This is a genomic window from Arthrobacter sp. K5 (assembly GCF_040448525.1).
GTDB lineage: Bacteria > Actinomycetota > Actinomycetes > Actinomycetales > Micrococcaceae > Arthrobacter > Arthrobacter globiformis.
The window spans coordinates 2325691-2346797 of sequence record NZ_CP159279.1 but is presented as its reverse complement, the minus strand read 5'-3'; the positions used below and the strand labels follow the sequence as shown (position 1 = coordinate 2346797).

The window sequence follows — 21107 nt, the reverse complement described above, 5'->3', positions numbered from 1 at the left end:
CATGACGGAGCACAACACCGGCCACGCCGCCCGCCCGCTCACCCTGGGCCGGAACGGCCGCACGCCGCGGACCCTCCGCAACCGGCTCGCCTCCGCTCCGATGGAACGGAACTACGGCACCGTGGACGGGCACATCACCGGGCAGTACATCGACTACCTGGTCACCCGCGCCAGGGCCGGCCTCGGACTGGTCACCACCGAAGCCACGTACGTGCGGGCCGACGGCAAGGGCCGCACGCACCAGCTGGGCCTGCACACCGACGCCATGGTTCCGGGGCTGCGCAGGCTCACCGACGCGCTGCACGCGGAAGGTGCGCTGGCCGCCGTCGAACTTAACCACGGCGGCCGGACCGCCCAGGCGGCGGTGTCCGGGCACAAGAACGTGGCGCCGTCGCCGGTGCCGTGCGCAGTGGCCGGCGGGGAGGTGCCGCGGGAACTGACCGCCGGGGAATGCCATGACCTCGTGGCGGCATATGCCGCTGCTGCCCGCCGGGCCGTGGCCGCGGGCTTTGACGTGATCAATATCCACGGCGCCCACGGGTACCTGATCCATCAGTTCATGTCCCCGATCTCCAACCACCGCACGGACGAGTTCGCCGCTCCGGAGCACTTCCTGAACCTGGTCATCGACGCCGTGCGCGAGGCCGCGCCGGACGCCCTCGTCGGGGTGCGGGTGTCCGTCGTCGAGGGCCCGGCGGACGGCATCAGCGCCGAAGAGCAGGTGGCGATCATAGCCAAAGCGCACCTGGACCGGCTGGACTTCCTGGACCTGTCCGCCGGCAGCTACGACGCCGGGGAATGGATCGTGCAGCCCGGCGAATGGAAGCCCGGCCTGCTCCGGGACTACGCCACGGCCTACCGCCGGTTCGGGCTTCCACTGGGCATGGCCGGGCGGCTGAACTCGCCGGCCGTCATCGAAGAGGTCCTCGGCGACGGCGTCTGTGATTTCGTCAGCCTGGCACGGGCCATCCACGCCGACCCGGCCTTTGCGGGCGGCGTGCTGCGGGGCGAGACATACCGCCCCTGCATCGCCTGCAACGTCTGCATCGATACCCTTGGCCAGGGGCAGGTCACGTGCACCGTCAACCCGGCGGTCGGGCGCTCGCGGGTCCCGCTTCCGACGCCGGGGGTGCGCCAGGGCGCCCGGGTGGCCGTGGTGGGCGCCGGCCCCGCCGGCCTCACCGCTGCCCGGGAACTCGCCCTGGCAGGCGCGCAGGTCACCGTGCTTGACGGCGGCGCCCGGCTCGGCGGGCAGCTCGCCCTCGCGGAACGGATGAAGTCCACCCCGGATTTCCACCGCTTCACCGACTGGTCCGCGGCCGAGAACGAACGGCTGGGCATTGGTGTCCGGTTGGGCAACCAGGTGGATTCCCGCGACCTGGGGGCGCTGGTCCGGGAAACGGGGGCCGACGCCGTCGTGCTGGCCACCGGCGGGACCCGCCCGGGTGCAGGTTTCCCCGGCGCGGACCTGCCCGGCGTGGCCGACGTGCGCGACTGGCTTGCCGCCCACCCCGAGGTGCTGCACCCCGATGGAGCCGGCGGGGACGTTCCGGAAGCCGTGACCATCTGGGGTGCGGACTCGGTGGCGATGAGCCTGGCCGACACCCTCGCGGACCGCGGCACCGCCGTGCTGCTGGTGGGCCCGCAGGAGGTGCTCGCTCCGGAATCCGGGCGGCGGGCAAAGATCCTTGCCGTGCCCCGGCTGGAACAGAATCCCCGGGTCCGGATCCGGCTGGGCGCCACGATCGAGGAATACGACGGCGGCCGGATCCGGATCGCCGCCCCGTCCCGGGACGGGGCCTACTCGGAGTGGCTGGACGCGCCGGGGAGCCTGCTGGTGTCCCGTTCAGTGCTGCCGCTGGACGGTCCCATCCCCGCTGAGGACCGCGAGGCAGTCCTTGCCCGCGAGGCCGGCGTGCCGGTCGTGTTGGCCGGAACGGTGGTGGACCGGAGCCCTGCCATCGCCTCCAACGCGGTGAAGAGCGGCTACGACGCAGCGCAGCGCATCGCCGCAGCCCTTGCCGCTGACCCTGCAACGCCCGAGACCGAACCCGCACCCCGCCCCTACGAACCCGTCGAACTCAGCATGAACGGAGCAGCATCATGAGCGCACCGCGCCGCCCGCTGGGCCTGGCCCAGCTGTCCCTCCTCAACACCGCCCCGCCGCAGCTGGTGGCCGTCGCCGCGGAGGCAGGCTTCGATTTCGTCGGTGTGCGCGTCCGTCCCGTCACCGCTGCCGAGCGCCCGTACGACCTGCAGCCTGGGTCGCCGATGCTGAAGGAGACCCTGGCCCGGATGGACGACACCGGGGTCACTGTCCGCGACATCGAGTTCCTGCTGCTGGACGGCACCGAACAGCGCGACGCGTGGCTTGGGATGATGGCGGCGGGGCAGGCCCTCGGTGCGGCATCCCTGACGGTGGCCGCGTCCGATCCCGACACCGCACGCCTTGCCGACACACTGGCGCGCATGACGGAGGACGGCCGCAGCCACGGCATCGTTCCCACCCTCGAGCCCATCTCCTACCAGGCGGTGCACTCCATCCCGGACGCGGTGGCCCTGGCCCGGACCGCCGGCTGCAACATCGTGGTGGACGCACTCCACCTGAACCGCTTCGGGGCTGTCCCGGGGTCCGCGCAGTGGCGGGACCTCGAGGCTAACTGTGACCTGGTGCCGCTGCTGCAGCTGTGCGACGGGCCTGCAGCGCGTCCGGCCGACCGTGCGGCGCTGGTGACGGAGTCCCGCTCGGAACGCGGTGTTCCGGGCGAAGGCGGCTTCGACCTGGCCGGCCTGGTCAACGCTTTCCCCGCCGATGTTCCGGTGAGCGCCGAGGTCCCGTCGGACAGCACGGTCGCCCGGCTGGGCGAGCTGGGCTGGGCACGGAAGCTCAAAGCCGCATCGGACACCGTGCTGCAGGCAGCAGACAACCTCCAGAAAGCAGGAAGCCAATGAGCAGGGCAACTCAGGAACGCCAGGAAGTACAGGAAAGCACGACGGCGGAACTGGCGCCCGGCGTCGTCATTCCCCTTATTGGCTTGGGCACCTGGCCGATGACCGGCGGGGAGGCTGCCGACGCCGTGGCCCGCGCCATCACCAACGGTTACCGGCACATCGACACGGCTGAAAATTACGGCAATGAGGAGGCCGTGGGCGAGGGGATCCGCCGCAGCGGCGTCCCCCGCGGGGACCTGTTCCTGACCACCAAATTCAACAGGCAGTGGCACGGCAAAGCCGGTGTGCGCGAGGCGTTCGGCGCGGCAACCCGGCGGCTGGGCACCGGGTATCTTGACCTCTTCCTGATCCACTGGCCGAATCCTGCCGAGGGACGGTTCGTCGAGGCAGCGGAGGGGCTCACCCGGCTGGCAGAGGACGGGCTGATCAGGTGCTGGGGTGTTTCCAACTTCAAACCGGCCCACCTGCGGGAACTGCAGGCGGCAGGCCTGCAAAGTCCCATCAACCAGGTGCAGATCGATCCCGAACACCAGCAGCTGGACCAGCTGGCCTTCCACCGTGGGCACGGCATCGTCACCGCCGCCTACAGCCCGCTGGGCCGCAATGGCGGCTTCCTCTCGGCGCCTGCGGTCACCGGTCCGGCCGAGGCATACGGCAAGACACCGGCGCAGGTGGTGCTCCGCTGGCAGGTCCAGTCCGGCCGGGTGGCCATCCCCAAGTCCGCCGACGACCGGCGGCAGCGCGAAAACCTCGACGTCTTCGGCTTTGCCCTCACGGAGGCCGAAATGGCCGGCATCGACGCCCTGGACACAGGCGCACCGCCGCGGCTCGACTCAGACGAATTCGGACACTGAAAGAAGTACTGGAGCAAGAGATGACTTTCCCGACAGATGCAACAACGCCGTCCGCGGCCGGAGCCGGAAGGCCGGCCGGAGCCGGTGCGCCGGCCGGAAGCCCCGACACCCTGACCTGCGACACCCTGAACTGTGACGTCCTGGTGGTGGGCTCCGGCGCGGGCGGCCTGGCCGCCGCCGTGACGGCCGCCTACCACGGGCTGAAGGTTGTGGTGGTGGAAAAGGCGGACGTGTGCGGCGGCGCCACGGCATGGTCGGGCGGCTGGGCCTGGGCGCCGGGCAATCCGCTGGCCAGGGCCGCCGGCGTCAGCGAGGACAAGGAGACCTTCCGCACCTACCTGCGCGGTGTCCTGGGGGCCGACTACCAGGCCGACCGGGTGGACGCATTCCTGGAGGCTGTGCCGCACATGGTGGGCTTCTTCCACCAGAAGACGTCGCTGCAGTTCGTGCCGGGTGCCAAAATCAACGACATCTACGGCGGACTTCCCGGCGCCGGGACCGGGCACCGCTCCGTGGGGCCCAAGCCGATGAACGCCCGGCGGATCCGTCCAGAGGTGCGCGCCAAGCTCCAGCATCAGCTGTATGAAACCTCGTTCCTGGGAATGGGCATCATGGCCGGACCCGATCTGGCCAAATTTCTGTCCGCGTCCCGGGGCAATCCCCGCGGGCTATTCCATGCAGGCTGGCGCTTCGGCCTGCACATCCTGGACCTGCTGACGCACCGGCGCAACATGCAGCTGGTCAACGGCACGGCCCTTACCGGCCGGCTGCTGCAGTCCGCAGACCGCTTCGGCGTGGACATCCGCGTCTCCACGCCCGCCCGCCGCCTGCTGACCGACGGCAGCGGCAAGGTAACGGGCGCCGTCGTCGGAACGTCCGCAGGGGAGCTGCGGATCAACGCGGCACGCGGCGTGGTCCTGGCCGCTGGAGGCTTCCCGCACGACGCGGAGCGCCGGCAGGCGCTGTTCCCGCACACGCCCACCGGACGAGAACACTGGACGCTGGCGCCTGCCGAGGCCAGCGGCGACGGCATCAGCCTGGGCCAGCAGGTGGGTGCCCGCTTCAGGACCGACGTGAAATCCGCAGCCGCGTGGTGCCCGGTGTCGCTCGTGCCGTACCGCAGCGGCCGGACCGGCACGTTCCCGCACATCATGGACCGCGCCAAGCCGGGCAGCATTGGCGTCCTCCGCAATGGGAAGCGGTTCGTCAACGAAGCCAACGGGTACTACGACTACGTGGCGGCGATGCTGGAGGCCACGCCGGCGGGGGAGCAGGCGGAGGCCTGGCAGATCGCCGACTCCCGCTTTGTGCGCCGCTTCCCGCTGGGCATGGCCAAGCCGCTGCCCGTGCCGCTCTTTCCCTACCTGCGCTCCGGCTACCTGAAGAAGGGCCGCACGCTCGAGGAACTCGCAGAGCGATGCGGCATCGACCCCGCCGGGCTGAAGGAGACGGTGGAGCGGTTCAACCGCCATGCGGCCGCCGGCGCGGACCCGGACTTCGGCCGCGGCTCCACGCCCTTCAACCGCTACGGCGGCGACGCCGCCGTGAAGCCGAATCCGTCGCTGGGCCCCATTGAGAAGGGCCCGTTCTACGCCGTGCGCGTGGTGCCGGGCAGCTTTGGCACGTTCGCCGGACTGGATGTGGACGGTCGCTCCCGGGCCCTGGACGACGGCGGCCGGCCCATCCCGGGGCTGTATGTCGCCGGCAACGACCAGGCCAGCGTGATGGGCGGGCACTACCCGGCCGGCGGCATCAACCTCGGCCCGGCGCTGGCGTTCGGGTACGTCGCCGGACGCGACCTGGCCGGCGCCGTTGAGTACGAGGACGACGGGACCGTGCCCGCGGACTCCGGCGTGGGGGCACTGTGAGCGGCAGTCGGCACGGCCATTGACTTCCTTCCCGTGCGGTCATATCCTACAACCAAATGGTTGTAGATCAGCTTAGCGATGCCGAACTCGACCGCCTCTTCCAGGCGTTCGCGGACACCACCCGGCGGGACATCATGCGCCGGGTGGCGGTGGGCGAGTACTCGGTGACCGGCCTGGCGGCCCTCTACGCCATGAGTTTTGCCGCCGTTCAGAAGCACGTGGCGGTGTTGGAGCGCGCCTCCCTGGTCACCAAGGAGAAGCGCGGAAGGGAGCAGATCGTGCGGGGCAACCATGACGGCCTGGAGAAAGCCCGCCGGCTGCTTGATGAGTACGAGGTGATCTGGCGGCAGCGCGTCGCCCGGATTGCAGACATCCTCGCTGAAGAATAGGAAGGGTCCGGCAATGACGGTTATCAGTTCCACCAAGAATCCCGAGGCGCTCAGCTTCATCCTCGTGGCCGAGTTCGACGCCGACGTGAAACGCGTGTGGCAGATCTGGGAAGACCCGCGGCAGCTCGAGCGCTGGTGGGGTCCGCCCACCTGGCCGGCAACGTTCAGCCAATACGAATTCACCCCCGGAGGAGAGGCTTCCTATTACATGACCGGCCCGGAAGGCGAAAAGGCCGGCGGCTGGTGGCGCATCACCGACATCCAGGCACCGAACCGCCTTGAGTTCGACGACGGCTTCGCCGATGATAACGGCGCTCCCGTCGAGGCCATGGGCAGCGCGCATGCCACTGTCACGCTGGAGGACATCGGCGGCCGCACGCGGATGACCGTCCAGTCCGTCTTCGAATCCGAAGAGCAGATGAACACGATGATGGAGATGGGCATGGAGGACGGCATGAGGGAGGCCGCCGGACAGATCGATGCCCTCCTGGCCGAGCACACCCGCGCCTGACGCGCAGCTCCGGCACGCTCCAACTGCTCCGGCTTAAACGCAAGAGGACGACGGCGGGAATGTCCCGCCGTCGTCCTCTTGCGTTTTGTCCGGGGTGCTGGTTACAGCGCACCGGTGTTCAGGCTGAGCGTGAACGTGTTCGGGCCGGTGAGGTGGACCGCAACGTCATTCTTGTGGGCGTTCGCCCGGCTCGAAAAGTCGTGCACCAGCGATTCCAGCGTGTGGTCCACTGCGGAACGGTCCCAGATCTTGATCGTCATTGATTCAGTGTTGTCAAAGGTCATTTCTCAGTGCTTTCGTGTCTGGGCATAGCGCCAATGCGATGCCGCGGAACAGGTCGGCCCAGAGAACGCTCGGAGGCCTAAGGCAGCTCGACGAGCTCACCGGTTTGGCCTCATTGCGTCCACCAGGATTTTGTTGTGTTTGAACTTCTAAGCCCGAGTTTGGAAAGCGTATTCCTATCGGGCTTCACTCTATGATGCACAGGCGGCGGAAGGCTTTTCAACCGATTTGGCCCCAAACGGTGGGTGAGGTTTGACACATGCCGCCCGCGGTGCTTATGAGACGAGACCCGCCCCACGTTCAGCGCGAACGTACACTTGAGGCCCCTAGGAAGCGGTTTCCAAGGGCCCCAAGTGTACGTTCGCGCGGGGTGGCCGAGCCGAGGACGCCGTCGTCCATCCGTTGCGTTAGCCGGTCGCGGCTTAGCCGATAAGCGCCAGGACCGAGCCGGAGGTGATCACGTCGCCCGGGCTGGCGGCGACGCCGGAAAGGATGCCGCCCCGGTGGGCGGGGACGCTGGTCTCCATCTTCATGGCCTCCAGGACCACCACGGGATCGCCGGCGGTCACGTCGGCACCCGGCTCCACGAGCCACTTCACCACGGTGCCGCTCATGGCGGCCCGGAGTTCCGCCGGGTCAGTGGAGACGCCGGAGGAAGCGCCGTCCGGGGAGCCGCCGCCGGACGGGCCAGCGGCGGAAGCCCCCAGGCCAGCGGGAAGCGCCTGGCCTGAACGCGCCCAGCCGTCCAGCAGGTCAGCCGGAAGCCCGACCGCGAGCCGGCGGCCGTCCACCTCCACGGTGATGGTCCGCCGGCGGCCGTCGGGGCCGGTGGGGCTGAAGTCGGGATCGGCCGGGATGCTGTCGGCGAAGTCCGTTTCGATCCAGCGCGTGTGGACGTCGAGGCCCGTCTCGGAAACGAAGTCCGCGGCTTCCACTACCGCGCGGTGGAACGGCAGGACGGTGGCCACGCCGGTGATGCTGATCTCGGCGAGGGCGCGGCGGGCCCGGCGCAGGGCCTGCTGGCGGTCGGCGCCGGTGACGATCAGCTTGGCCAGGAGCGAGTCGAACTGCGGTGCCACGAAGGAACCGGAGCGGACTCCCGTGTCCAGCCGGATGCCGGGGCCGGTGGGTGCGGTGAAGTCGCTGACGGTGCCGGGGGAGGGCAGGAAGCCGCGTCCCACGTCCTCGGCGTTGATCCTGAATTCGAAGGCGTGGCCGCGCGGGGCCGGATCCTCGGTGAAGTGCAGCCGTTCCCCGGCGGCGATCCGGAACTGTTCCTGGACCAGATCGATCCCCGTGGTTTCCTCGGTGATGGGGTGTTCCACCTGCAGCCGCGTGTTCACCTCGAGGAAGGCGACGGTGCCGTCGGCGGCGACCAAAAACTCCACCGTCCCCGCGCCCGAGTAGCCGGCTTCCCGGCAGACTGCCTTGGCGGCGTCGTAGATCTGGGTCCGCTGCCCCTCGCTGAGGAACGGCGCCGGGGCCTCCTCCACCAGCTTCTGGTGGCGGCGCTGGAGAGAGCAGTCGCGGGTTCCGACGACGACGACGTTGCCGTGCGTGTCGGCCAGAACCTGGGCTTCCACATGGCGCGGGCGGTCCAGATAGCGTTCCACGAAGCATTCGCCGCGGCCGAACGCGGCCACTGCCTCACGGACGGCGGAGTCGAAGGCTTCCTCGATCTCCTCCATATTCCGGACCACCTTCAGGCCGCGGCCGCCGCCGCCGAAGGCCGCCTTGATGGCGATCGGCAGGCCGTGCTCTTCGGCGAAAGCTCGGGCCTCCGCCGCGGATTCCACCGGTCCGTCGCTGCCCGCTACGAGCGGCGCCCCTGCACGGACGGCGATCTCGCGGGCGGTGATCTTGTTGCCGAGCTGGCGGATGGCCTCCGGCGACGGACCAATCCAGGCGAGTCCGGCATCCAGCACGGCCTGGGCGAAATCCGCGTTCTCGGACAGGAAGCCGTATCCGGGGTGCACGGCGTCCGCTCCGGCCCTGGCTGCGACGTCGAGCAGCTTGGGGATGTTCAGGTAGGTGTCCGCCGGGGAGTTGCCGCCGAGGCTGAAGGCTTCGTCCGCGGCGGCGACGTGCATGGCGTCCGCGTCGATGTCTGCATACACGGCCACGGAGGCCAGCTGGGCGTCGTCGCAGGCCCGGGCGATGCGGACGGCGATTTCGCCGCGGTTGGCAATGAGGACCTTGTGCATCAGTTACTCGCTTCTCTTTCTGGAGCTTCTTCGGAGGGGCCGGCGGGGGCTGCGGCAGATTCGGGGGCGATGCGGAAGCGGATGCTCCCGCCGATCGGGACCTGGGCGGCCAGGTCGAGCTGGTGGTCCACCACTACGCCGATCACCGGGTAGCCACCCGTGATGGGATGGTCGGCGAGGAAGAGGACGGGCAGGCCCTCCGGGGGCATCTGGATGGCACCCGCCACCGTGCCTTCGCTGGGCAGCTCGCCGGTGCGGCTGCGCTGCAGCGGTGTTCCCTGCAGCCTCATGCCCACGCGGTTGGACTCCGGCTTGACGGTCCAGTCCTGGCCGCACAGGGAGTCGATCGCGGCCTGGTCGAACCAGTCCGCACGCGGGCCCGGGACGATGTCCAGCACGGTGACCCCGCCGCTCGGATAGTCGGGCTGGATTTCCGGGCTGCCCACGACGCCGGACTCGGCCGCGCCGCCGGAGGGCAGCAGCTGGCCGGCCGCCAGCGGCTTCGGCCCGATTCCGGACATGGTGTCCGTGGAGCGGCTGCCCAGCACCGGCGGCGCGTCGACACCGCCCCGGACAGCTATGTAGCTGCGGAAGCCGGCGTCAGGAACTCCGATGGTGAGGATCTCGCCGTCCAGGAGGGCGAACGGTGCGGCCACCGGAACGGTCCGCTGCCGGTTCTGTGAGTCGCCGCTCTGTGTCTCGCCGGTGTCCGGCGCGTCGGGGGAGGCCGGCGGCGTTACGACGGTGAGTGCCGACGGCGCCCCCGCAACGGCCAAAACCTGGTCACCGACGGCCTGGACCCTGAGCCCGCCGGAGACGGTCTCGATGGCGGCTGCCGACGGCGCGTTCCCGACCAGGCGGTTTGCCCGGCGGAGCGAGGCCCGGTCCAGAGCGCCGGCAGCGGAGACGCCGAGGGCTGAATGCCCCTGCCGGCCCAGATCCTGGATGAGGCTGTGGATTCCGGGCGCGAGGACGCGGAGCCCGGAGGTGGCTGCCGGGGCTTGCTGCTGGCTGTCGGTTTGCCGGGTGTCCTGGCCTGCCAGCTGGACCACATCGCGGACGGCGCGGAACTGGACCCGGTGGCCCGGACTGGCAAGCGCCGGTTCGGGGCGGTCGAGGTCCCACATCTTCGCTCCGGTGCGGCCGATCAGCTGCCAGCCTCCCGGAGACTTTCGCGGGTAGACGGCCGAGTAGTTCCCGGCCAGCGCCACCGATCCTGCCGGGACCGCGGTGCGCGGGGAGCTGCGGCGGGGAACCTCCAGCGCCTGGTTCTCGCCCACCATGTACCCGAAGCCGGGGGCGAAGCCCGCGAAGGCAACGGTCCAGATCTGGCCGGTGTGGGCTGCGATCACGCCGTCGGCACCGAGGCCTGTCAGCTGCCCCACTTCGGCGAGATCCTCGCCGTCGTACACGGTATCTATGACCACCAGGCCGCCGGCCTGCTCCGCCGGTGCCGTGAGGTCCAGCTCCAGGAGGGCCTGCCCGATCCGCCGGGCAGCGGCGGGGGATTCGGCCCTGACCATGACGGTCTCGGCGGCGGCCAGGACATCCTGCTGGCCCGGCAGCGGCGCGTCGAGGAGCGCGGCCTGCAGGGCGAGCACGTCCTGCGTTCCGGATACTTCGGCGAGGACCGTGCGGGTTCCCACCGGCCGCACCGCGCGGACCCTTCCGGGGCGGGGAGCATCCGGGCGGACGGTGTCCGGGGGCGCGGTGTTGGTACCCGTGGTGGTTGGACGGGCGGTGTTGTGGCGGGCGGCCGCCGCGGGCTGGCCGAATGATGCAAAGGGCATGTCCACGTTAATGTTTGCCATCGGGTCCTGAATCCGTCGCTTCATGCTAGACGAAGGCCTTGATGCTGATGCCGGCGGCGTCGAGGGCGCGCTTCACGGCCACGGCCATGGCCACAGCGCCCGGAGAATCCCCGTGGACGCACACCGATTCTGCGCTGACCAACAGGTCCGAACCGTCGATGGCGCTGATGGCCTCCCCGGTGGTCATCTGCAGGACGCGGGCGGCAACCGCCTCCGGATCCTCCAGCACGGAACCGGGCTGGGAGCGCGACGTCAGCGTGCCGTCCGGGTTGTAGGCGCGGTCAGCGAACGCCTCGGAGACGGCGCGGAGCCCGGCTGCCTCCGCGAGCCGCAGCACTTCGGATCCGGGCAGGCCAAGGACGGGCAGGCCGGGATCCACCGACTTGACGGCGTCCACCACGGCGCGTGCCTGCGCGGTGTTGCGGACGATGGCGTTATAGAGGCCACCATGCGGCTTCACGTAGCTGACCCTGGTGCCGGCCGTCGCGGCCAGCGCCTGCAGCGCCCCGATCTGGTAGACGACGTCGTCAGCCAGTTCGCGGGGGTCGACGTCCATGTACCGGCGGCCGAATCCGGCCAGGTCGCGGTAGCCCACGTGGGCCCCGACCACCACGCCGGCCTTGGCCGCCGCCTCGCAGGTGGACCGGATGACGCTGGGATCGCCGGCGTGGAATCCGCAGGCGACGTTGGCGCTGGATACGGAAGCCATCATGGCTGCGTCATCTCCCAGGCTCCATCGCCCGAAGGATTCACCGACGTCGCTGTTCAAATCTATTGCGTGCATTGTGACCCTCATCTCAACTCGTCCTTACACAAGGATGCACCCTTCCGCGGGAATGTTCAACAATTCAACAATCTGATTGTGGTTGGTTCGTGTAAATTCGGTGTATGGCCACAGTGAATCCGCATGAATCAACGGAGCGAGCAGCGCCCGGTGCAGCGCGGCTGCGCGTGGCCGTGCCCTCAGTGGCCACCCGGGTCGCAAGCGAGCTCCGGCTCCAGATCGCTGAAGGTGCGCTTCCCCCCGGCACAAAGCTGAAGGAAGAGGCACTTTCCGAGGAGCTAGGGGTCTCCCGCAACACTGTGCGCGAGGCGTTCGCCGAACTCGCCAGTGAGCGGCTGGTGGTCCGCCAGCCCAACCGCGGCGTCTTTGTCGCCAGCCTTGAGGCCAGCGACATCCACGACGTCTACACCGTCCGGCGGGCCATCGAGGTCAGTGCGGTCCGGGGCGGCGGCAGTGCCGAAAGTATCGCGGCCGTGCGCGCGGCCGTCGAGGAAGGCAAGCGCGCGGCCGAGGCCGGCGACAGTGAACGGCTTGGCAGCGCCAACCAGCATTTTCACGGTGCCCTCGTTGCCATGGCCGGCAGCGAGCGCCTGGATATCATCATGTCGCAGGTGCTGGCCGAAATGCGGCTGTTCTTCCACAAGGCCTCCATCGACGGCGGCTTCTACCAGGACTACCTGTCCGAGAATGAGCAGATCTGCACGGCACTGGAAGCCGGCGAGTATGAGCGGGCCGCTGAACGGCTCCTCGCCTACCTCGACCGGTCCGAAGAGCACCAGACCGCCGTCCACTCGTCCTAGCTGAGGCCTTTTCACCACACGCAGCGCGAACGGACACTTGCGGCCCCGCTTTCGAGGGCTGCGCGTGTCCGTTCGCATTTAAGCCTCTTGACGGTGTGATCCAGGTCGCGTACATTGTTCAACAAGTTTGGATTGTTCTACATTTCCACAATCCAACAGAATACTCCGCTTTCGGCGGCTGCCCGGGGGAAGCCGCCAATCAGCCTCAGTGCCCGCGCTCCTGTCAACGTCGCAGGGCGGGCGGGCTGGCGCACCAGCGCATCCGTAGCAACACGGGTGGCATCCACACTCTTCATGGAGGAACAAATGGCCAATCAATCTGCAATGGCCTCCGCAGGCACCAGGCCCGCCGTCGGGCGCAAGGACATGTACAAGGCGTTCGCGGCCAGTCTCACCGGGACCGCGCTGGAGTTCTACGACTTCGCTGTCTACTCCGCAGCGGCCGCCATCGTTTTCCCGCTGATTTTCTTCCCGGCGTCGGACCCGGTGACGGGCACCCTGCTGGCGTTCTCGACGTACGCGGTGGGCTACATTTCCCGGCCCGTCGGCGGCATCATCTTTGGCCGGCTGGGTGATGAGATCGGCCGCAAGAAGATCCTGGTCTTCACCCTGATGCTGATCGGCGTGGCCACCTTCCTCATCGGCCTGCTGCCCACATACGGCAACATCGGGATCATCGCCCCGGCGATCCTCGTCTTCCTGAGGTTCGCGCAGGGCGTGGGTGTCGGCGGTGAATGGGGCGGCGCCGTCCTGCTGTCCAGCGAATTCGGCGAACCCAGCCGGCGCGGCTTCTGGGCCTCCGCGGCACAGATCGGCCCGCCTGCCGGCAACCTCCTGGCCAACGGCGCCCTCGCCGTCCTCACGCTGGCGCTGTCCGAGCAGGCATTCCTGGACTACGGCTGGCGGATCGCCTTCCTGATCTCCGCACTGCTGGTGGCCTTCGGGTTGTGGATCCGCCTGAAGCTGGAAGACACCCCCGTCTTCAAGGCCATGGAAGCCCGGGGCGAGCAGCCCAAAGCCCCCATCCGGGAACTCCTCGCCACCCAGCGCAGGCCCCTCCTGGCCGCCATGCTCAGCCGCATCGGCCCGGACGTCACCTACGCGCTCTGCACCGTCTTCACCCTGACCTACGGCATCCAGGAACTCGGCTTCGACCGCGGGCAGGTCCTCCTTGCCGTGCTCATCGGCTCGGGCCTGCAGCTCTTCACGATGCCGCTCGCGGGCGCCCTCTCCGACCGGATCAACCGGCGCCTCGTCTACGGCATCGCGGCAGTCGCCGCGGCCGTCTGGGGCTTCCTGTTCTTCATCGTGCTGGAAGGCCGCTCCCCGGTGATGCTCGTGGTGGGCACTGTGCTGGGCCTGCTTTGCCACTCCTTCATGTACGGTCCGCAGGCCGCGTTCGTCGTCGAGCAGTTCTCCCCGCGGCTCCGCTCCACGGGAAGCTCCCTGGCCTACACCTTTGCCGGCATCATCGGCGGTGCCATCGCGCCGTTCATGTTCACCCTGCTGCAGAGCACCTTCCACAGCTGGGTCCCCGTGGCCATCTACCTCAGCGTTGCCTGCCTGCTGACGGTGGTGGGCCTTGCCCTCGGCCGCGACTCGAATGTGGCCGAGGACGAGGAATACCTGCGGGCGTCAGCCGAAGTTGCCGGAAGCGCGGCCCGATGACACCGGCGAACGCCCTCCTGTCCCCGGCCGAGGCCCGCCGGCAGTTCCGCGACGGCCTGGTCACGCCCACCTCCGGCTGGAGCGGCGGCTATACCCAGGCCAACCTGATCGCGGTGACCGCGGATTACGCAGACGAGTTCCTCGAGTTCTGCCGGCTCAATCCCAAACCCTGCCCCGTCATCGACGTCATTCCCGCGGGAACGTACGAAAGTTCCCTCGCCGCGGGCTCAGACATCCGCACCGACATCCCCGCCTACCGGGCGTGGAAGGACGGCGTCCTGGCCGCCGAGGTCTCCGATGTCCGCTCTCTCTGGCACGACGACATGGTGGGCGTGCTCATCGGCTGCAGCTTCACGTTCGAAGCCGCGCTGGCCGCCGAGGGCATCCCGCTCCGGCACACCGAGACGGGCCGCAACGTCCCCATGTACCGCACCAATGTGGAGTGCACCCCGGCGGGGCGCATCCATGGCCCCATGGTCGTCTCGATGCGCCCGATGCCCGCCGAACTGGTGGAGACCGCTGTCAGGGTGACCGCGGAGGTGCCGAAGGTCCACGGCGCGCCGGTCCACGTCGGATCACCCCAGGAGCTCGGCATTGCCGACCTCGCGCGCCCCGACTTCGGGGACGCCGTGGACATCCGGCCCGGGGAAGTCCCGGTGTTCTGGGCCTGCGGGGTAACGCCGCAGAGCGCCGTGATGGCATCCCGGCCGGCTTTCGCCATCAGCCACGCTCCCGGGCACATGTTCATCACGGATGTTCCGGAGAGCACGTACCGGGTGCCGGCAGGGCAATAAGCGCAGAACAAAGGCGGGGCAGGGCCACACCATCAGTGGCCCTGCCCCGCCTTTGCTCTGCCTGCCTAGAAGCTCCTGGCGTTCGCCAGCACGGGCAGCTTTCCGCGGACGTCCGGAATAACGGACGGGTCGACGTCGACCACCGCCAGTTCGGGTGCGCCGCCCAGCGCGACCAGGGGGGAGCCCAGCGGCGACACCACCGCACTGTGGCCGATCCCGGTGGGCGCCGCGCCGGCGGACGGCAGCCCGAGTGTTGCCGGGTCAGCCTGGCCGCACGCCACCACAAAGGTGGTGCTGTCCACCGCCCGCGCACGGATCAGCAGGTCCCACTGCTCCGCCTTGCCTTCGCCCGCACCCCAGGATGCGCAGACGATGTTGACGGCGGCGCCGGCCCTGGCGTTGGCCGTGAACAGTGCGGGGAAGCGGACGTCGTAGCAGGTAGCAAGGCCGATGGTGGTGCCGTTCAGTTCGAATGTCACCGGGGCTGTTCCTGCGTCCACCGACTCGGACTCGGCGAATCCGAAGGCGTCAAAGAGGTGGATCTTGTCATAGGAAGTCTCGATCCCCGGGCCGGTGACCAGAAGCGTGTTCCGCACCCTCCCGCCTTCTCCGGGGGTGAACATGCCGGCCACGACGGCGATGTCCAGGTCTGCGGCTATGGCCCGGACTGTGGTGGCCCACGGCCCGTCCAACGGTTCGGCGATGTCAGCCAGCGGATGGCCGAAGGCGCGCATGGCCGCCTCGGGGAACACCACCAGCTCTGCGCCGGCCGTCTTTGCCCGGGTGGCGTAGTCTCGGATCAGCCCGAGGTTGGCCGCCAGGTCGGCGCCCGTGACGATTTGGGCAACTGCTAAACGCATGAATCTGCTCTTCTCTGTTGTATACCTGATGTATGCGAAAAAGTTCGGGGACGGCGGCGTCCGGCCGGGAGAAGGCGTACGCCTACCTGCGTGAAAACATCCTGACCGACCCGGAGATGCAGGGGCGCTTCCTCAACGAGCAGGAGCTGGCCGCCGAAATCGGGGTCTCCCGCACGCCGGTCCGCGAGGCCCTGCTGCTGCTGGTCTCCGACGGTCTGGTGGAACTGATCCCGCAGCGCGGGGCCTACGTCCCCCCGGTGACCGGCCGTGAAATCTCGGAGCTGATGGAGCTGCGCGGCGTGCTGGAAAGCCATGCCGCCCGCCTGGTCATCGAGCACCGGAGTGTCCCGGCGGACAAGATGCAGGACACCCTCGACCAGCAGACCAGGCTGCCCAGAAACGAAGGCGCGGAAGCCGCGCAGGAGTTTATCCGGCTGGACACCCTCTTCCACCAGCAGCTCATCGACGCTGCCGGCAATGAACTGATTTCCCGGACCTACAGCAAACTGCACGTCCGGCAGATCGTCGTCGGGGTTTCCGCCCTGTTCCGGACAGGGGGCAGGCGCGAACAGGTGTGCTCCGAACACCAGGACATCCTCGACGCCCTGGTGTCCGGGGACGCGGCGAAGGCGCAGAAGGCCATCGACCACCACCTGGCCGTCACCCGCGACATCCTGCTCCGCACCTGATGGAGCTCTTGTACAGATAATGGGACTTCGGGGGGCCTTGAGCGCCCAATACCTGTACAAAAACTCGGCAGGGGACTAGGCAGCCCCGGACTGCTGGCGGGCCGACGCGGAACCTTCCAGAAGCAGCCGGTAGTCCAGATCCTCAATGGTGTCGTTGTCCCGGCCGAGGGCCAGCCCCACCACGGTGACGGCTGCGGCAACGGCCACGTAGATGGCCACCGGAATCCAGGTGCCGAACTGGGCGAGCAGCACCGTGAACAGCAGGGGCGCGATGGCGCCGCCGATCACGCCGGCGAACGTGTACGCCAGCGAGCTGCCGGTGGACCGGAGCCGCGGGGAGAACTGCTCCACGATGAAGGCCGCCTGCGGACCGTACATGAAGGAGTGGGCCATCAGGCCCAGCACAATGCCCACAATGAGCATGGGCTGGTTGTTGCCGCCCAGGACGCCGAAGAAGATGAACGTCCACACCGCTCCCACCACGGCGCCGACGCCGTAGACCAGGCGGCGGTTGAAGCGGTCGGAGACGGCGCCGGCCAGCGGAATCATGAACAGCTGGAAGGCGGAGCCGATCAGGACGGCGGTCAGCACCTGGTTCCGCTCGTAGCCCAGGGCCTGGATGCCGTAGGTGAGCGTGAAGACGGTGAACAGGGCGTACAGCACGTCCGGTCCGACACGGCACAGGATGGCGGCGATCAGCGGACGCAGTTCCTTGCTGAAGACCTCGCGGACGGGGGCGTGCGGCTGTTCGCCGTGGGCCTCGATGGCCTTGAAGATGGGGGTGTCCTCCAGTTTCAGCCGGATCCAGAGTCCGAAGCCGACCAGCACGGCCGAAACCAGAAACGCGATGCGCCAGCCGAAGCTCAGGAACTGCTCCTCCGTGAGCGCGACCGTCAGGACGGCAAGGGCGCCGTTGGCCAGAAGATTGCCGGCAGGCGGACCCACCTGGGCCGCGGAAGCCCAGAAGCCGCGGCGGTGCGGGTCGCCGTATTCGCTGGAGAGCAGGACGGCGCCGCCCCATTCGCCGCCCACACCCACGCCCTGTGCGAACCGCAGGAGGACCAGGAGGATTCCTGCCGTGGCGCCGATGTTCGCGTAGCCGGGCAGCACGCCGATGAGCACCGTGGCCACGCCGATGATCATCAGCGTGGTCACCAGGACCTTCTTGCGGCCAATGCGGTCCCCGAGCCGGCCGAAGATGATGCCGCCGACCGGGCGGGAAACATAGCCGACGGCGTAGGTGGAGAAGGCGAGGATCGTTCCGGTCAGGGGATCGGTCGCCGGGAAGAAGACGACGGGAAATACGACGGCGGCCGCGGCCGAGTAGACGGCGAAGTCGTACCACTCGAGCGCGGTGCCGGTGAGGCTGGCGGCAAAGGCCTTGTACAGGCCCTTGGGGTGAATCGTCTTGTGCGGATGCGGCGCTGTGCCGGGACCCGGAACTGGAGCGTTGGCCATGGTGTTGTCCTCCACGAGGTTTTTCTAGTGACGCCTGTCACGCTGGCGTTAAATGTATACATTACGCATACTGGATGTACATTGGCGACCGTTTCCGGTTTCCGGTTTGTAAAAATTTCTGCAGCAAAATGCAAAGGATGGATCCACGATGACGACTCTGAGCCTTGAACTACCGGACGGCCGCACGCAGGATGTGGAGGTCAGGCACCTCCTGAATGCCGGCTACGCAGGGCGTGAGCAGGATGAAGTCCAGGCCCATATCGCTGAGCTCGCTGAACTTGGCGTTCCGGGCCCGGCTACTACTCCCGCCCTGTATCCAGTGTCCCCCTATCTGGCCCAGCAGGTATCGGAAGTCCAGGTACAGCATGGGCGCACCTCCGGGGAGGCGGAGTGGGCCCTTGTCATCACCGACGGCGGTGTGCTGCTCACCGTCGCCTGTGACCATACGGACCGCGCGCTCGAGGTGCACGGTGTTGCGTGGAGCAAGAATGCGAGCCCGGATGTGCTGGGCCGCAAGGCGTGGCGGCTTGATGACGTGCGGGACCACCTGGACCAGATCACCCTCAAGGCCTGGGTGGGGGAGGGCGACACCCCCGATACCCTCATCCAGGACAGCTCGCTGGAAGCCCTGCTGACCCCGGACTACTGGCTGGACGTCCTCACCGAACGCGGCCTGAACGCCCCCGGGACGGTGCTCATCTCCGGCACGGTGGCCATGACGGGCGGAGTCAACCAGTTCGCCCGCAGCTGGAAGGTGGAGATGGCCGATCCGGTGACCGGCCACTCCGTGGATGTCCAGTACGTGGTGGAGCAGATGGCGGAGCCGATCGGCTAACGTTTCCGGCCGCAAGGCAGGACGACGACGGCGGGAGAGTCCCGCCGTCGTCCGCTTCCCTCAGCCGCTGCGGCGGCAGTGCTCAGGCGCTCAGTTCGTCCGGCGCGTGGTGGGCGTTGCCGGACATGGCGCGGGCGCGGCCGGCCTTGGCCCGGTACGAGGCCAGGAAGGTGGCGATGCGGCGCACGGCCTCGCGGATGTCGTCCACGGCGGGCAGGATGACGAACCTGAAGTGGTCGGTGGCGTGCCAGTGGAATGCCGTCCCGTGGGAGACCAGGATTTTCTGGTCCTGCAGCAGGTCAAGGACAAACTGCTCATCGTCCACGAACGGATACATCTCCGGATCCAGCTTCGGGAACAGGTACATCGCGCCGGCCGCCGGCACGCAGCTCACGCCGGGAATCTCGTTGAGCAGCCGGCAGGCAAGGTCGCGCTGCTCCCGCAGCCGCCCGCCGGGCCGGATCAGGTCCGTGATGCTCTGGTAGCCGCCAAGCGACGTCTGGATCGCGTGCTGCGCGGGAACGTTGGGGCAGAGCCGGAGGGAAGCCAGGAGTTCGAGGGACTCCCGGTAGGCTGCGGTGGCCCAGCGCGGACCGGAAACGGCCACCCACCCGGCCCGGTAGCCGGGCATCCGGTACGCCTTGGACAGGCCGGAGAAGGTCAGGACTGGAATGTCCCGGGCCACTGAGGCCGTGTGGATGTGGACCTGGTCCTCGAACGTGATCTTTTCGTAGATCTCATCGGAAAACAGCACCAGGTCATGGCGCCGGGCCAGGTCGGCGAACTGCTCCAGGACGTGCCGCGGGTAGACGGCCCCGGTCGGGTTGTTGGGGTTGATGAGCACGATGGCCCGCGTGCGGTCCGTGATCTTGGCCTCGACGTCGGCCATGTCCGGCCACCAGTTGTTCTCCTCATCGCACATGTAGTGCACGGCGCTGCCGCCGCAGAGCACTGTGGCCGCAGTCCACAGCGGATAGTCCGGGGACGGGATAAGGACCTCGTCACCCACCTCGAGGAAAGCCTGGAGCGTCATGGAGATGAGTTCGCTGACTCCGTTGCCGATGAAGATATCCTCGACGCCGATGTCCATCAGGCCCTTGGTCTCGTAGTACTGCGAGATGGCGGTCCGGGCGGAGAAGATGCCCTTCGAATCGCTGTAGCCCTGGGCCTCGCGCAGGTGGTGGATCATGTCCACCACGATGGATTCCGGCGCATGCAGGCCGAACGGCGCCGGATCCCCGAGGTTCATGCGCAGAATGCTGTGGCCTTCCGACTCCATTTTCTTCGCCGCATGCTGCACCGGTCCCCTGAGGTCGTACCGGACATGTTGCAATCGGCTGGAATTCTGCATGGCGCGCATGAGGCATGTTTTCACAGCTGCGCCGCTCCGGACAATGTGATGAACCGGCCGCGTCGGACGACGGCGGGACCTCCCCCCGTCGTCAGCTGCCCACTGTGCCGGTCAGAGTTCCGGGACGCATTCCCCGCCGCCCAGAACGGCCAGTCCGGCGAGGTCGCCTGCGGCGAACTCCGTAACGCCGGCGCCTTCCGGGTTCATGAGCTGGGTGGGGTCGTTCACGTGGTCCAGCCCGACGACGTGGGCGAGCTCGTGCATGATGACGGCCCGGGCGTACCGGCGCCCGTCCGGCCACTGCAGAATGCCGGCAAAATCGGGGGCGTCGAGGGCTACCTGGCCCGCCACCAGCACGTACGGCTGCCCCTCCATGTAGGCGTACCCGCTGCCGCCCAGGCCGTCGACGTCCCCGGCCAGGTCAGGACTCTCCGCAGGGTTGGACCAGGCAATGAGCACGGGAGCCCACCTCTTGCCGTACAGGTCCGGCTGGAACATTTCACGGTCTTCGCTGGGTGCCTCCGGCGTAAGGCCGTCATAGACAAAGCGCAGGCCGGTGGCGGCCGAGACTTTGGCGACCGCCTCCTGGATCATCTGGTCGGCGCCGGGCGGGGCGTTGTCCGGACGGACCACGTAATGCACGGGCCGGCAGGGATCGTATGCGGCGAAGGGCTGACCGGGATCGGGGGATTCCTGCAGCACGTATGCCTGGGATCCTGTGCTGGCAGGCGGCCGCCCGAGCGGTGATGCCGCAGCCTCGAAGCCTGCCGGCGGCACCGCCGCTCCGGGAAGGTACGGCAGGACGGCCGGCAGCACATAGCGGTCGAACACCATCGGCACGGAGGAGAGGCCCACCAGCAGGACGATGCCTGCGCCGATGGCCCACTGCGGAATTCGTCCGCTCGCGGACCTTCGGACTCCCGGCGGCGACCCCGCGTTGGGTACGCCAAAACCTGGTGGTGGCGGGCTCTCCCGCCAGTCGGAATCCGGACGCAAC

The 21107-nt window shown here is 68.5% G+C and carries 19 protein-coding genes; 11 read left to right on the top strand and 8 right to left on the bottom strand.

All coding sequences use genetic code 11. The annotated features are described in order from the left end of the window. The first annotated feature begins 1 nt into the window (after position 1). From ABRP34_RS10625 to ABRP34_RS10600, 6 genes are read left to right on the top strand one after another with little or no spacing between them, the layout of a single operon-like run. On the top strand, positions 2 to 2107 hold the full coding sequence (locus ABRP34_RS10625) for an FAD-dependent oxidoreductase (protein ID WP_353713193.1): 2106 nt from the start codon (positions 2 to 4) through the stop codon (positions 2105 to 2107). Beyond that, a complete protein-coding gene (locus tag ABRP34_RS10620; protein WP_353713192.1) occupies positions 2104 to 2952 on the top strand; it encodes a TIM barrel protein in 849 nt (282 codons plus the stop codon). The genes ABRP34_RS10625 and ABRP34_RS10620 overlap by 4 nt, the downstream gene beginning before the upstream one ends. After that, positions 2949 to 3806 (top strand): aldo/keto reductase, encoded by an 858-nt coding sequence (locus ABRP34_RS10615; RefSeq protein WP_353713191.1) that lies wholly within the window; start codon positions 2949 to 2951, stop codon positions 3804 to 3806. Before ABRP34_RS10620 ends, ABRP34_RS10615 begins: the two co-directional genes overlap by 4 nt. 20 nt (positions 3807 to 3826) lie before the next feature. After that, entirely contained in the window at positions 3827 to 5674 is a 1848-nt protein-coding gene (locus ABRP34_RS10610; protein WP_353713190.1) for an FAD-dependent oxidoreductase, read from the top strand. 56 nt (positions 5675 to 5730) lie between these two features. Next, positions 5731 to 6063, top strand: coding sequence for a metalloregulator ArsR/SmtB family transcription factor (locus ABRP34_RS10605; RefSeq protein WP_353713189.1), 333 nt, complete (start codon positions 5731 to 5733; stop codon positions 6061 to 6063). 13 nt (positions 6064 to 6076) lie between these two features. Beyond that, entirely contained in the window at positions 6077 to 6574 is a 498-nt protein-coding gene (locus tag ABRP34_RS10600) for an SRPBCC domain-containing protein (protein WP_353713188.1), read from the top strand. A gap of 101 nt (positions 6575 to 6675) precedes the next feature. Here ABRP34_RS10600 and ABRP34_RS10595 read toward each other — a convergent pair whose 3' ends face one another. The 4 genes from ABRP34_RS10595 to ABRP34_RS10580 all read right to left on the bottom strand — a co-directional run bounded on the left by ABRP34_RS10595 (position 6676) and on the right by ABRP34_RS10580 (position 11655). After that, on the bottom strand, positions 6676 to 6834 hold the full coding sequence (locus ABRP34_RS10595; protein ID WP_306302375.1) for a hypothetical protein: 159 nt from the start codon (positions 6832 to 6834) through the stop codon (positions 6676 to 6678). A 444-nt stretch (positions 6835 to 7278) separates the two neighbouring features. Further along, positions 7279 to 9060 (bottom strand): biotin carboxylase N-terminal domain-containing protein, encoded by a 1782-nt coding sequence (locus ABRP34_RS10590; protein WP_353713187.1) that lies wholly within the window; start codon positions 9058 to 9060, stop codon positions 7279 to 7281. Continuing rightward, complete coding sequence (locus ABRP34_RS10585; protein ID WP_353713186.1) at positions 9060 to 10871, bottom strand: carboxyltransferase domain-containing protein; 1812 nt, start codon at positions 10869 to 10871, stop codon at positions 9060 to 9062. The genes ABRP34_RS10590 and ABRP34_RS10585 overlap by 1 nt, the downstream gene beginning before the upstream one ends. A 25-nt stretch (positions 10872 to 10896) precedes the next feature. Further along, positions 10897 to 11655 carry a 5-oxoprolinase subunit PxpA gene (locus ABRP34_RS10580; RefSeq protein WP_353713185.1) on the bottom strand — a complete coding sequence of 253 codons (759 nt, stop codon included), beginning with the start codon at positions 11653 to 11655 and terminating at the stop codon, positions 10897 to 10899. Positions 11656 to 11759: 104 nt separating this feature from the next. On the opposite strand from ABRP34_RS10580, the gene ABRP34_RS10575 reads away from it, so the two are divergent. The 3 genes from ABRP34_RS10575 (at position 11760) to ABRP34_RS10565 (ending at position 14917) form a co-directional block, all read left to right on the top strand. Further along, complete coding sequence (locus tag ABRP34_RS10575) at positions 11760 to 12455, top strand: GntR family transcriptional regulator (RefSeq protein WP_003806420.1); 696 nt, start codon at positions 11760 to 11762, stop codon at positions 12453 to 12455. 306 nt (positions 12456 to 12761) lie between these two features. Then, positions 12762 to 14123 carry an MFS transporter gene (locus tag ABRP34_RS10570; RefSeq protein WP_003806419.1) on the top strand — a complete coding sequence of 454 codons (1362 nt, stop codon included), beginning with the start codon at positions 12762 to 12764 and terminating at the stop codon, positions 14121 to 14123. Further along, positions 14120 to 14917 (top strand): putative hydro-lyase, encoded by a 798-nt coding sequence (locus ABRP34_RS10565; protein ID WP_353713184.1) that lies wholly within the window; start codon positions 14120 to 14122, stop codon positions 14915 to 14917. Before ABRP34_RS10570 ends, ABRP34_RS10565 begins: the two co-directional genes overlap by 4 nt. A 65-nt stretch (positions 14918 to 14982) precedes the next feature. On the opposite strand, the gene ABRP34_RS10560 is transcribed toward ABRP34_RS10565, so the two are convergent. Continuing rightward, entirely contained in the window at positions 14983 to 15777 is a 795-nt protein-coding gene (locus ABRP34_RS10560; protein WP_353713183.1) for a carbon-nitrogen hydrolase family protein, read from the bottom strand. 32 nt (positions 15778 to 15809) lie between these two features. On the opposite strand from ABRP34_RS10560, the gene ABRP34_RS10555 reads away from it, so the two are divergent. After that, positions 15810 to 16466: a GntR family transcriptional regulator gene (locus ABRP34_RS10555; protein WP_353713182.1), complete on the top strand. Its 657-nt coding sequence runs from the start codon at positions 15810 to 15812 to the stop codon at positions 16464 to 16466. 75 nt (positions 16467 to 16541) lie between these two features. Here the strand turns inward: ABRP34_RS10555 and ABRP34_RS10550 are convergent, their stop codons facing one another. Further along, a complete protein-coding gene (locus ABRP34_RS10550) occupies positions 16542 to 17924 on the bottom strand; it encodes an MFS transporter (RefSeq protein ID WP_083839728.1) in 1383 nt (460 codons plus the stop codon). Between the two features lie 148 nt (positions 17925 to 18072). Between ABRP34_RS10550 and ABRP34_RS10545 the strand changes: the two genes are divergently transcribed. Then, entirely contained in the window at positions 18073 to 18759 is a 687-nt protein-coding gene (locus tag ABRP34_RS10545) for a DUF2848 domain-containing protein (protein ID WP_353713181.1), read from the top strand. Between the two features lie 82 nt (positions 18760 to 18841). Here ABRP34_RS10545 and ABRP34_RS10540 read toward each other — a convergent pair whose 3' ends face one another. Both ABRP34_RS10540 and ABRP34_RS10535 read right to left on the bottom strand, forming a co-directional pair. Beyond that, positions 18842 to 20119 (bottom strand): pyridoxal phosphate-dependent aminotransferase, encoded by a 1278-nt coding sequence (locus ABRP34_RS10540; RefSeq protein ID WP_003806413.1) that lies wholly within the window; start codon positions 20117 to 20119, stop codon positions 18842 to 18844. Between the two features lie 102 nt (positions 20120 to 20221). Next, positions 20222 to 21106, bottom strand: a complete 885-nt coding sequence (locus tag ABRP34_RS10535; protein ID WP_353713180.1) for a peptidase — start codon at positions 21104 to 21106, stop codon at positions 20222 to 20224. Position 21107 lies beyond the last annotated feature (1 nt).

Excerpts from the sequence above, each read along its gene's own strand:
- ABRP34_RS10555 (WP_353713182.1), top strand. The coding sequence starts at position 15,810 with ATGCGAAAAAGTTCGGGGACGGCGGCGTCCGGCCGGGAGAAGGCGTAC.
- ABRP34_RS10625 (WP_353713193.1), top strand. The coding sequence starts at position 2 with ATGACGGAGCACAACACCGGCCACGCCGCCCGCCCGCTCACCCTGGGC.
- ABRP34_RS10575 (WP_003806420.1), top strand. The coding sequence starts at position 11,760 with ATGGCCACAGTGAATCCGCATGAATCAACGGAGCGAGCAGCGCCCGGT.
- ABRP34_RS10590 (WP_353713187.1), bottom strand. The coding sequence starts at position 9,060 with ATGCACAAGGTCCTCATTGCCAACCGCGGCGAAATCGCCGTCCGCATC.
- ABRP34_RS10540 (WP_003806413.1), bottom strand. The coding sequence starts at position 20,119 with ATGCGCGCCATGCAGAATTCCAGCCGATTGCAACATGTCCGGTACGAC.
- ABRP34_RS10565 (WP_353713184.1), top strand. The coding sequence starts at position 14,120 with ATGACACCGGCGAACGCCCTCCTGTCCCCGGCCGAGGCCCGCCGGCAG.
- ABRP34_RS10600 (WP_353713188.1), top strand. The coding sequence starts at position 6,077 with ATGACGGTTATCAGTTCCACCAAGAATCCCGAGGCGCTCAGCTTCATC.
- ABRP34_RS10570 (WP_003806419.1), top strand. The coding sequence starts at position 12,762 with ATGGCCAATCAATCTGCAATGGCCTCCGCAGGCACCAGGCCCGCCGTC.
- ABRP34_RS10610 (WP_353713190.1), top strand. The coding sequence starts at position 3,827 with ATGACTTTCCCGACAGATGCAACAACGCCGTCCGCGGCCGGAGCCGGA.
- ABRP34_RS10580 (WP_353713185.1), bottom strand. The coding sequence starts at position 11,655 with ATGCACGCAATAGATTTGAACAGCGACGTCGGTGAATCCTTCGGGCGA.
- ABRP34_RS10550 (WP_083839728.1), bottom strand. The coding sequence starts at position 17,924 with ATGGCCAACGCTCCAGTTCCGGGTCCCGGCACAGCGCCGCATCCGCAC.
- ABRP34_RS10615 (WP_353713191.1), top strand. The coding sequence starts at position 2,949 with ATGAGCAGGGCAACTCAGGAACGCCAGGAAGTACAGGAAAGCACGACG.
- ABRP34_RS10605 (WP_353713189.1), top strand. The coding sequence starts at position 5,731 with ATGGTTGTAGATCAGCTTAGCGATGCCGAACTCGACCGCCTCTTCCAG.
- ABRP34_RS10620 (WP_353713192.1), top strand. The coding sequence starts at position 2,104 with ATGAGCGCACCGCGCCGCCCGCTGGGCCTGGCCCAGCTGTCCCTCCTC.
- ABRP34_RS10595 (WP_306302375.1), bottom strand. The coding sequence starts at position 6,834 with ATGACGATCAAGATCTGGGACCGTTCCGCAGTGGACCACACGCTGGAA.
- ABRP34_RS10545 (WP_353713181.1), top strand. The coding sequence starts at position 18,073 with ATGACGACTCTGAGCCTTGAACTACCGGACGGCCGCACGCAGGATGTG.
- ABRP34_RS10560 (WP_353713183.1), bottom strand. The coding sequence starts at position 15,777 with ATGCGTTTAGCAGTTGCCCAAATCGTCACGGGCGCCGACCTGGCGGCC.
- ABRP34_RS10585 (WP_353713186.1), bottom strand. The coding sequence starts at position 10,871 with ATGGCAAACATTAACGTGGACATGCCCTTTGCATCATTCGGCCAGCCC.